Raw genomic sequence first — 10,995 nt, forward strand, 5'->3', positions numbered from 1 at the left:
CGCGAAGAGGACCTTGCATTCAACATCCCTGTCGACTGACCGGACGCCTTCGCGGGCAAGCCCGCTCCCACAGGTTATGCAGGCCTTCATACCGCCGTCTCCTGAGCGCCGGTCTTGCCAAAGCGCCGACCGAGACGATCGAAATACAGGTAAATCACAGGCGTAGTGAACAGGGTCAAAACCTGGCTCAGCAACAGGCCGCCGACCATCACCAACCCCAGCGGCTGGCGCAGTTCCGCGCCGGAACCGGTGGCCAGCATCAACGGCACGGCACCGAAGAGCGCCGCCAGGGTGGTCATCAGGATCGGCCGGAAACGCAGCAAGGCGGCCTGATAGATCGCCGTTTGCGGGTCCATGCCCTGGTTGCGCTCGGCGTCGAGGGCGAAGTCGATCATCATGATCGCGTTCTTCTTGACGATGCCGATCAGCAGGATGATGCCGATGATCGCGATCATGCCCAGGTCGTTGCCGCTGAGGATCAACGCCAGCAAGGCGCCCACCGCCGCCGATGGCAAGGTCGAGAGAATGGTGATCGGGTGGATGTAGCTCTCGTAGAGCACGCCCAGCACGATGTACATGGTCACTACCGCTGCCAGGATCAGCAGCAAGGTGCTCGACAACGAAGCCTGGAAAGCTTCCGCCGCGCCCTGGAACTGGGTCTGCACGCCAATCGGCATGCCGATGTCCTTCTGCACCTGCTCGATGATCTCGACCGCATGCCCCAGCGCCACGCCGGGCGCCAGGTTGAAGGACATCATCACCGCCGGGAACTGGCCAATGTGGGTGATCGCCAGTTGCGCCTGACGTTCCTCGATATGCGCCAGGCTGGACAGGCGTACCTGACCGCCATCGGTGGTCTTGACGTGAATCTGGTTCAACGCATCCGGGCCGATCTTCTCGCCGGACTGCGATTGCAGGACCACGCGGTACTGGCTCGCCTGGGTGTAGATCGTGGAAATCTGCCGCTGGCCGAAGGCGTCGTACAGCGCATCGGTGATGTTCGACACCGACACCCCGACCCGCGACGCCGCATCGCGATCGATCACCAGATAAACCTGCAGACCCTTGTCCTGCAAATCGCTGGCAACGTCGGTCAATTCCGGCCGCTCGGCCAAGGCTTCGACGAGACGCTTGCTCCACAGGCTCAGCAACTCCGAGTCCGGTGACGACATGCTGAACTGGTACTGCGTGCGGCTGACCCGGTCCTCGATGGTCAGGTCCTGCACCGGCTGCATGAACAGACGGATACCGACCAGCTTGTCCAGCTCCGGTTGCAGGCGGGCAATCACTTGCGTTGCACTCAGGTCACGGTCGTGGTGCGACTTGAGGTTGATCAGCAACCGACCGCTGTTGAGGGTCGAGTTGTCACCGTCCACGCCAATGTAGGAGGACAGGCTCTCAACGTCCGGGTCGGCCAGAATCACCTTGGCCAGCTCCTGCTGGCGCTCGCTCATGGCGGCGAAGGAAATCGATTGCGGCGCTTCGGAAATACCCTGGATAACCCCGGTGTCCTGCACCGGAAAGAAGCCCTTGGGCACCACCATGTACAAGAATACCGTCAGCGCCAGAGTGCCAATGGCCACCATCAAGGTCAGTGGCTGGTGCTTGAGCACCCACTGCAACTTGCGACCGTAGGCGGCGATCATCCAGTCGATGAACGCACCGCTGGCGCGATAGAAACGCCCCTGCTCGGCTTCCTTGGGTTCGCGCTTGAGCAGCCGCGCGCACATCATCGGCGTCAGCGTCAGGGAAACCACCAGGGAAATCAGGATCGCCACAGCGAGTGTGATGGCGAACTCGCGGAACAAGCGCCCGACCACGTCCGCCATGAACAGCAGCGGGATCAGCACGGCGATCAGCGACAACGTCAGGGAAATCAGGGTGAAACCGATCTGCTTGGCGCCCTTGAGCGCCGCGTTCAGCGGGCTGTCGCCCTCCTCGATGAAGCGCGAAATGTTCTCCAGCATGACGATCGCATCGTCCACCACGAAACCGGTGGCGATGGTCAGGGCCATCAGGGTCAGGTTGTTGACCGAGAACCCGGCCAGGTACATCACGCCGAACGTGCCGATCAGCGACAGCGGCACGGCCACCGACGGAATGATCGTGGCGCTGACGCGACGCAGGAACAGGAAAGTGACCATGACCACCAGGGCGATAGCGATCAGCAATTCGTGCTGCACGTCCTTGACCGAGGCGCGGATGGTCTGGGTGCGGTCGGTCAGCACCACCACGTCGAGGCCGGCCGGCAGGTTGTCGGTGATGCTCGGCAGCAGCGCCTTGATCCGGTCCACCACCTCGATCACGTTGGCACCCGGTTGACGCTGGATGTTGAGCAGCACGGCCTGGTTCTCGTTGGCCCATGCCGCGAGGCGTTCGTTCTCGGCGCCGTCGACGATTTCAGCGACGTCCTTGAGCCGCAGCGGCGCGCCGTTGGCATAGGCCAGGATCAGGTTGGCGTAGTCCTTGGGCGACGTCAGCTGATCGTTGGCATCGAGCATCGAGACCCGGGTCGGGCCGTCGAAGTTGCCCTTGGGCTGGTTGACGTTGGAGGCACCGATCAGGGTGCGCACGTCCGACAGGTTCAAGCCGTTGGCCGCCAGGGCCTCAGGGTTGACCTTGATCCGCACGGCCTGGCGTTGACCACCGGCGATGCTGACCATGCCGACGCCGCTGATCTGGGCGATTTTCTGCGCCATGCGCGTATCGACCAGATCGTTGAGCTTGGGCAGCAGCATGGTCTTGGAGGTGATGGCCAGGGTCAGCACCGGCGTGTCGGCCGGGTTGACCTTGTTGTACACCGGCGGTGCCGGCAGGTCCTTGGGCAGCAGGTTGGTGGCCGCGTTGATCGCCGCCTGCACCTGTTGCTCGGCCACGTCCATGTTGATGTCGAGGCTGAACCGCAACGTCAGCACCGACGCGCCGCCGGAACTGGTGGAGGCCATTTGCGTCAGGCCGGGCATCTGCCCGAACTGCCGTTCAAGCGGCGCGGTCACCGCGCTGGTCATGACATCCGGACTGGCGCCGGGGTACAGGGTCATGACGCGAATGGTCGGGTAATCGACCTGGGGCAGCGCCGACACCGGCAGCAAACGATAGGCAATGACGCCGGCCAGGATAATTGCCAGCATGCTCAGCGTGGTGGCTACCGGGCGAAGGATGAACAGCCGCGAGAGATTCATGCGCCGCCCTTTTTCGCCTTGTCGGTAGTCGCGGGCTCAGCCGCGTTGACCGCCGACTTGCCTTGCAGCTGTTCGGTTGGCGTGGTCGGCACGTCCTGGCTGTCGTTGACCACCTCCACATCGCTGCCGTCCTTCAGGCGGTCAGTGCCTTCCAGTACGACCCGCTCGCCCGCGGACAGGCCTTCGGTGACCACGGTGTTCAGGCCGTCACTGGCGCCGACTTTCAACTGACGGATCTTGACCTTCTTGTCACCGTCCAGGACATAGGCGAATGTGCCGTTGGTGCCGAACTGGATCGCGGCGGACGGTGCGAGCACCACGTTTTTGAGGGTGTCGGCCAGCAGGCGCACATTGACGAACTGGTTGGGGAACAGCGACTGATCGCGGTTCTCGTAGCGAGCCTTGAATTTCAAGGTGCCGGTGGTGACGTCGATCTGGTTGTCCAGGCTCTGCAGCACGCCAGTGGCCTGCAATTTGGTATCGCCGCGATCCCAGGCTTCAGCCGGCAATTGGGCACCGCTGCGATAACGGGCGAGCACGGTGTCGAGGCTGTTTTCCGGGAGGGTGAAGGCCACGCTGATCGGTTGGGTCTGGGTGATGATCGCCAAGGCGGTGGTGTCGTTGGCCGCCACCAGGTTACCGACGTCCAGTTGACGCAGGCCCACGCGACCGGTGATGGGTGCGCGGATCCGGGTGAATTCAAGGTTGAGTTTGGCATCGTTGACCGCTGCCTGATTGGTCTTGACCGTGCCCTGGAACTGACCGACCAGCGCTTCGGCGGTGTCCAGGGTCTGCTTGGCAATACTGTCTTCGCGGTACAGGCCGCGATAGCGCTCGACATCAACCTGGGCGTTTTTCAGTTGCGCCTGATTCTGCAGCAAGGTGCCTTCGGCTTGGAGCAAGGCGTTCTGGTAAGGGCGTGGGTCGATTTCGGCCAGCAGGTCGCCGGCCTTGACCATCTGCCCTTCTTCGAAAGAGATCTTGACCAGCTCACCGCCGACGCGGCTGCGGACGTTGATGGTGTTCAGCGCCGTGACCGTACCCAGCGCCTTGAAATACAGCGGGAAGTCACCGGTGACGGCCGGAGCCACGCGCACCGGCACCGGCCCTGACGCCCCGCCGAACCCCGGACGCATGCCCCCCGATCGACCGGTATGCCCGGCAACGGCTTTCTGCCCCGCCGCCTCTTTGGGTGCAGCGCTGCCCGGCCAGAATTTCCAGCACAGGGCGGCAATGACCAACAGGACAAGCAGGCCGAACAGCCAGCGACGAGGACTACGGGAAGCGGAGGATTGCATTGAGTGATCAACCATTGGGCGCGTGGGCTTTTTTACATGAGGCTGAACGATAAGCACTGGCGGGTTTTAAGCAAAGCGCCTTTACCGGCAATTTACTTTCGGCTTACGTAACAGGAGTTTTGTGTAAGACACTGAAGCACAAATGAAAACGGCCTGGACAGGGCCAGGCCGTTAAACATTGTAAAGGTACGCTTATTTCAGAACAGCAAGTGCCGCTTCATAGTTCGGCTCGTCAGCGATTTCACCAACCAGTTCGCTGTGCAGCACGTTGTCGTTTTCGTCCAGAACCACCACGGCACGAGCGGTCAGGCCCTTGAGCGGGCCGTCAGCGATGGCCACGCCGTAGTTCTGGATGAACTCGGCACCGCGCAGGGTCGACAGGTTCTGTACGTTTTCCAGGCCTTCGGCGCCGCAGAAGCGGGCCTGGGCGAAGGGCAGGTCAGCGGAGATGCACAGCACAACGGTGTTGGCCACGTCGCTGGCCTGGGCGTTGAACTTGCGTACCGAGGTGGCGCAGGTCGGGGTATCAACGCTTGGGAAGATGTTCAGCACTTTGCGCTTGCCGGCAAAGTCTTTGAGGGTAACGTCGGACAGATTGCCGGCAACCAGGGAAAAGGCTGGCGCCTTGGAACCGGCTTGAGGCAGTTGGCCGTTGACTTGAACCGGGTTGCCTTTAAGAGTGACTTGAGCCATGAACGGAGTCCTTCTGAACGTTGTGGTGGAGAATTTTGACGAGGCCGAAGTTAACCACGAAATTGTCCTGCGACCTACGGTCAAACATAAATTGTCATGTATCAGCGCACAAAACTGGATACAACCCATAACCCTGTGGGAGCGGGCTTGCCCGCGATGACGGCAGCAGCTCCAACATACATGCCGACTGTCCCATCGCTATCGTCGGAGCGCCGCCCGGAGCAAGCCCGCTCCCACAGGGTTCGCGTGTTACGTGAGTGATCGTAATCCAGCGTAACCCCTTCACCCACAGCCACCCGGTGTTCATGACGAAAGGCAGCCGAGGCAACCCGATGACAAATTTCGTTACGGGCCTGTCGAATTGCGTCCCGGTCAATCGACTATAAATCGAATCACTCAACTGCAACGGAGACGACACCATGCGATTCATGATCATCATCAAGGCCAGCCAGGATTCCGAAGCCGGCGTGATGCCCAGCCAGGAACTGCTGACCGCCATGGGCAACTACAACGAAGAACTGGTCAAGGCCGGCATCATGCTCGCGGGCGAAGGCCTGCACCCGAGCAGCAAAGGCGCTCGTGTAAAGTTTTCAGGTGAAAAACGCACGGTGATCGACGGCCCCTTCATCGAAACCAAGGAACTGATTGCCGGTTTCTGGTTGTGGAAAGTGAAGTCCAGGGAAGAAGCCATCGAATGGGTCAAGCGCTGCCCGAACCCGATGCCGGGCACCGAGGCCGAGATCGAGATTCGCCAGGTGTTTGAAGCCGAAGACTTTGGCGCCGAGTTCACGCCGGAACTGCGCGAGCAGGAACAGCGGGTTTGGGAGCAGGCGAAGAAAAACTGACGGATTCGACCTTTTCCTCTGTTTCCTGTGGGAGCAAGCTCGCTCCCACATTGAACTAGATAGCCACTCAACTTGCTTGGGCAAGCCTTTGATCCGTATTAACTTTTTAGTACAAAAAAATAAGGAGAATCCACACACAAAACGAAAGAATTAATCCATATGGCTGGCCAACCCGTGGTTAACTGCTAACTTCATCCGATAAGTCCTACAGGCTTGATCGGAAAGGGATTACGCAGTTACGGCCAAATTTAGGGGCCGTCTGCCCAATCAGCCACCAGGGAGCCGGGGGAATGATGTCAAGGAAATTGGGGAAGTACGCCTTCGTCTGGGTGACTTCGCTGGCGCCTGTTTTTTGTGCTCACGCCGATAACGCCGAGACGGCCAACAAAAGCAACAACCCGCTGAACCTGGCGCCCGGCGTCAACCTTCAGGACTACTACACCCCCAGGTTGTTCGACACCAACGCTCATACCAATGACGCGCTGCTGCGTGGCGCGTTGCCCATGGCGCCGAATGATTACATTGGCGTCCCGCAACTGTTGCGCGTCACCCTTCCTGTCAGCACCCGCCCGGATCCCCACAACGGCTACAGCACCGGCATCGGCGACCTGAACCTGTTCGATATTTTCCTGCTCAAGACCGAAGGCGTGCAGTTGGGCGTCGGCCCGCAAATCACTGCGCCGACCGCCGAACAGGATGAGTTGGGAACCGGAAAATGGCAGGCCGGACTGTCCGCCATCGCCATCGATTCCTCGCCGCGCGGACTCCTTGGCGCACTGGTGCAGTACCAGAGCTCGTTCGCCGGTGATCACGACCGCCCCCATGTCGAGTCCGCCACTTTCCAGCCGTTCATCATCCACAACCTGGAAAAAGGCTGGTACCTGCGCTCGACCGGCATCTGGACGTTCGACCTGAAGAACAACACTCACTACATCCCACTCGGTTTGGGTGGCGGCAAAGCCTGGAAGTCCGGGTCCAATATCCTCAATGCCTTTATCGAACCACAGTGGACCGTTGACCGAAAAGGCGATGGCTTGCCGCAATTCACACTGTTCGCCGGGATCAATGTCACCTTCGGTAAATAAGGACCTTTATATGCACGGTGCACTTCGCGCAGCCGGTTTCAGCCTGATGACCATGTTCGTCAGTTGTGGTGTGGGCGCCCAGGATCTCGATACACGTATCGGCAAAATTGCCATGCAAGGCGAACTGCCGGCCCACGAATCGATCGCCAGGCTTTACGCCGAACTGGATTTCCAGCAGGCCACCCAAAGTTATCTGTGGGCGTTGCCGCTGGTGTCCTACGCCCAATGGCAGGAAGAGTTTCGCGACAAACTGGGTGCCCACAGCGGTGACCTGATGGTGCTCAACAGCTACGAAGACAAGCTCGGGGTGATCACGGCCAACGCCACCACGCCTTACATCCTTGGCTTTGTCGACCTCAATGAAACCGGGCCACTGGTGATTGAGTTGCCACCGGGCCCGACCGCCGGTGGCGTGGGCGATTTCTGGCAGCGGGCGATCATCGACATGGGCCAGACAGGCCCGGACAAAGGCAAGGGAGGCAAATACCTGGTGCTGCCACCGGGTGCCGAGCCACCGGCCGATGCCGGCAAGTATTACCTGGCCAAATCGGAAACCATGAACGTACTGGTCGGTTTCCGCGTACTCGATCCAGACCCGGCCAAGGGCAAGGCGCTGGTCGAGCAATTCAAGATGTACCCGTATGTAAAGCGTGCAGAACCGTCCAGGACCAGGTTGTTGTCCCCCGGCGGTAAAGCCTGGTCCGGTACCCAGCCACGAGGCCTGGCGTATTGGGAGCGCTTGCATCAGATCATTCAGAAGGAACCGGTCAACGAGCGTGACCGTTTCTACATGGCCATGCTGGCCAGCCTGGGCATCGAGAAAGACAAGCCGTTCAATCCCGACGACAAGCAACGCGCTGCCCTGGAACAGGGTGCGCAGGTCGGAGAACTGATCGCCAAGGCGAACACCTTCGCCAAGCGTTTCCCCGATGCCCAGTACTGGCCGGATCGCCAATGGGACACCGTGCTGAACATCGCCGAGCCGTCCCAGCGTGTCGCCTATTACGACCAGCTGTGGGAACGCAGCGCCTGGTTCTACGAGGCGGTGACCAACACCAAAGGCATGGTCTCGAAAACCCCGGGGCTGGGCCAGACCTACCTTGGCGCCTACACCGACAACCAGGGTAACTGGCTCGACGGCAGCAAGAACTATCGCCTGCATGTCGGCGCCAACCCGCCGGCCAAGCAGTTCTGGTCGATGACCGTGTACGACATCGACAGCCGTTGCCTGATCGACAACCCGCAGCGCAAGGCCGACCTGTCGTCCCGGCAGAACCTGAAGAAAAACCCCGACGGTTCGGTGGATCTTTACTTCGGCCCGACAGCGCCGCAAGGCTTTGAAGACAACTGGGTGCAAACCCTGCCGGGCAAGCACTGGTTCAGCTACTTCCGCCTGTACGCCCCGACCGAGGCGTATTTCGACAAGAGCTGGAAACTCGACGACATCACGGCTGTGCAATGAAGACCGAGACAGGAAGCACCATGAACTACCGCATCGTATTCACCGGCCTGGCACTGGCTCTGAGCACCAACGCCTGGGCCGACTTCACCGCCGCCCCGGACGAAGCCCGAGCTATTGCCAAGGAGGCCTATCTGTACGGCTTCCCGGTGGTGGAGATGTACAAGACCCTCTACACCCAGGCCGTGGACAGGAAGAGCCCGAACTTCAAGGCACCGTTCAATCAGATCGGCAATACCGCCAAGGCGTTTACCGCGAAGGACACGGCGTTCGTCACCCCGAATTCCGATACGCCCTACTCCTTTGTCTGGATGGATTTGCGCGCCGAGCCGTTGGTGCTGACCCTGCCGCCCATCGAAGAACACCGTTATTACTCGGTGCAACTGATCGACGCCTACACCCAGAACTTTGGCTATCTGGGCACTCGCAGCACGGGCAACAACGGGGGTCACTACATGATTGCCGGCCCGACCTGGCAGGGTCAGCAACCGGTCGACATCGACCGCATGGTCCGCAGTGAAAGCAACATCGCTTACGCGCTGTACCGCACGCAATTGTTCGATGAAAAAGACCTGGCCAAGGTCAAGCAGATCCAGAAAGGCTACAAGGTCGAATCCCTGAGTCACTACGTCAAACAGAAAGCTCCGGCTGCCGCGCCGAAAATCGACTGGCCGAAACCGACGCCGACCATGAGCGAGACCCCGGACCTGTTTCGCTACCTGAATTTCATGCTGGCATTCACCCCGGCCCAGGACGTGGAAAAAGACCTGCTGGCGCGCTTCGCGAAAATCGGCGTCGAGGCCGGCAAACCCTTCAAGCTCAGCGACCTCAGCACCGAACAACGCAAGGCACTGGAAGACGGCATCAGTGACGCCAGGGCCGAGTTCGCCGAATTCAAGAAAACCAAAGTCGACACCCATGAGATCAGCAGCGGTGACCTGTTCGGCAGTCGCGACCACCTCAAGGGCAACTACCTGTACCGCTATGCAGGCGCCAACATGGGGATTTTCGGCAACTCTGCCGAAGAGGCGAACTACTTCGGCTATTTCATCGACAAGGACGGAAAACCGGTCGACGCGTCGAAAACCGACTACACCCTGCATTTTGACAAGGACGCCCTGCCCCCGGTCGATGCGTTCTGGTCCCTGACCATGTATGACGGCAAGAACAAATTGCTGGTGGCCAACCCACTCAATCGCTACTTGATCAATTCGCGGATGTTGCCCGACCTCAAGCTCGATGCCGATGGCGGCCTGACCCTTTACGTGCAGCACAAGGCACCGGCCAAAGCATTGCAAAGCAACTGGCTGCCGGCACCGAATGGTCCGTTCTACGGCGTACTGCGCCTGTACCTGCCAAAACCGGAAGTCAACAACGGCCAGTGGAAACTGCCGCTGTTGACGCCAGCCACCCCACAACCATAAGCGGAGTCGTTCATGATCAGGCCTTTCGTAGTGCGCCCCTTGTTGGCGCTGTGCATGGTCAGCGTCAGTCCATGGGGCCTGGCGGCCGAAGGCGGTGTCGGTCGCCCGATCACCGGCCAACAAGTGTTTTCCGATGCCGGGATCGTGCCCCCGGAGCCGGGTTGGGTCATGTCCCTGACCAGCATCTGGTACGACGGCGACCTCAAGGGCAACGCTCAGGTGCCGATCGTGGGCGCCCTGAGTACCGGGCTGGACATGAAAGTGTCTTACACCATGGCCAACTTCACTCGCGTCTGGGACACGGGCAAGGGTCCCTGGAACTACGCCTCGGCCATCGGTGTACCGGTGCAGTACACCGACATTACCGCAAGCATCACCGGCCCTCGCGGCAGGACCCTGGGCTCCGAGGATACCGGCACCCAGTTCGCCGACATGCTGGTGACGCCGATTGCCGCCGGTTATCACTTCGACGAGCTCAACCACATCGCGTTCTCGCTGCCGATCTACGTGCCGACCGGCGCCTACAACGACGATCGCCTGGCCAACCCCGGGCAGAACACTTACACCTTCATGCCGACCGTGGCGTTCACTCACCTGGACGGCAAGGGCGGCGAGTTCACCCTGTCGAGCGGCCTGGAGTTCTACACCGAGAACGACGCCACCGATTATCGCAACGGCAACATTTTCACCCTCGACGCCCTGTGGACCCACGGCTTCGGCAACGGCTGGAACGCCGGCATGGTGGCAGGCTATATCCAGCAGGTCACCGATGACTCCGGATCCGGCGCCACCAGCGGTTTTCGCGGACGCTCGGTGGGCGCGGGCCCGACGGTAGGCTGGAGCGGCAAGTTCGCCGACGCCCAGGCCAACATCAGTGCCCGTTGGGTGCCGGAGTTCGACACCAAGAACCGGCCCGAAGGCAATGGCATCAGCGTCAACCTGACCCTGGCATTTTTCTAAGAGGTAGCCCGGGATGGCCATCAGTACCCGTTTGACCTTTTGCAGGAAC

8 protein-coding genes are annotated in these 10,995 nt (G+C 60.5%); 5 read left to right on the plus strand and 3 right to left on the minus strand.

Going from position 1 to position 10,995, the window contains the following annotated elements:
- Window positions 1-86: 86 nt before the first annotated feature.
- From KW841_RS05230 to tpx, 3 genes are all read right to left on the minus strand, one after another.
- Complete coding sequence (locus tag KW841_RS05230; protein WP_218474191.1) at window positions 87-3,182, minus strand: MdtB/MuxB family multidrug efflux RND transporter permease subunit; 3,096 nt, start codon at window positions 3,180-3,182, stop codon at window positions 87-89.
- Window positions 3,179-4,495 carry an MdtA/MuxA family multidrug efflux RND transporter periplasmic adaptor subunit gene (locus KW841_RS05235; protein WP_218474193.1) on the minus strand — a complete coding sequence of 439 codons (1,317 nt, stop codon included), beginning with the start codon at window positions 4,493-4,495 and terminating at the stop codon, window positions 3,179-3,181. The genes KW841_RS05230 and KW841_RS05235 overlap by 4 nt, the downstream gene beginning before the upstream one ends.
- A gap of 177 nt (window positions 4,496-4,672) precedes the next feature.
- Window positions 4,673-5,173, minus strand: a complete 501-nt coding sequence (gene tpx / locus KW841_RS05240) for a thiol peroxidase (RefSeq protein ID WP_007974363.1) — start codon at window positions 5,171-5,173, stop codon at window positions 4,673-4,675.
- A 419-nt stretch (window positions 5,174-5,592) separates the two neighbouring features.
- Here tpx and KW841_RS05245 point away from each other — a divergent pair, with 419 nt between their 5' ends.
- The 5 genes from KW841_RS05245 to KW841_RS05265 all read left to right on the plus strand — a co-directional run bounded on the left by KW841_RS05245 (window position 5,593) and on the right by KW841_RS05265 (window position 10,946).
- On the plus strand, window positions 5,593-6,018 hold the full coding sequence (locus KW841_RS05245) for a YciI family protein (protein WP_218474195.1): 426 nt from the start codon (window positions 5,593-5,595) through the stop codon (window positions 6,016-6,018).
- Window positions 6,019-6,311: 293 nt separating this feature from the next.
- Window positions 6,312-7,103 (plus strand): hypothetical protein, encoded by a 792-nt coding sequence (locus tag KW841_RS05250; protein WP_218474582.1) that lies wholly within the window; start codon window positions 6,312-6,314, stop codon window positions 7,101-7,103.
- A 10-nt stretch (window positions 7,104-7,113) separates the two neighbouring features.
- Window positions 7,114-8,565, plus strand: coding sequence for a DUF1254 domain-containing protein (locus tag KW841_RS05255; protein WP_218474197.1), 1,452 nt, complete (start codon window positions 7,114-7,116; stop codon window positions 8,563-8,565).
- Between the two features lie 20 nt (window positions 8,566-8,585).
- On the plus strand, window positions 8,586-9,986 hold the full coding sequence (locus tag KW841_RS05260) for a DUF1254 domain-containing protein (protein WP_218474200.1): 1,401 nt from the start codon (window positions 8,586-8,588) through the stop codon (window positions 9,984-9,986).
- A gap of 12 nt (window positions 9,987-9,998) precedes the next feature.
- Window positions 9,999-10,946, plus strand: a complete 948-nt coding sequence (locus KW841_RS05265) for a transporter (protein WP_218474202.1) — start codon at window positions 9,999-10,001, stop codon at window positions 10,944-10,946.
- Window positions 10,947-10,995: the final 49 nt, after the last annotated feature.

The sequence above is a fragment of the Pseudomonas sp. PDM28 genome (assembly GCF_019219115.1).
GTDB classification, from domain to species: Bacteria; Pseudomonadota; Gammaproteobacteria; order Pseudomonadales; family Pseudomonadaceae; genus Aquipseudomonas; species Aquipseudomonas laurylsulfatiphila.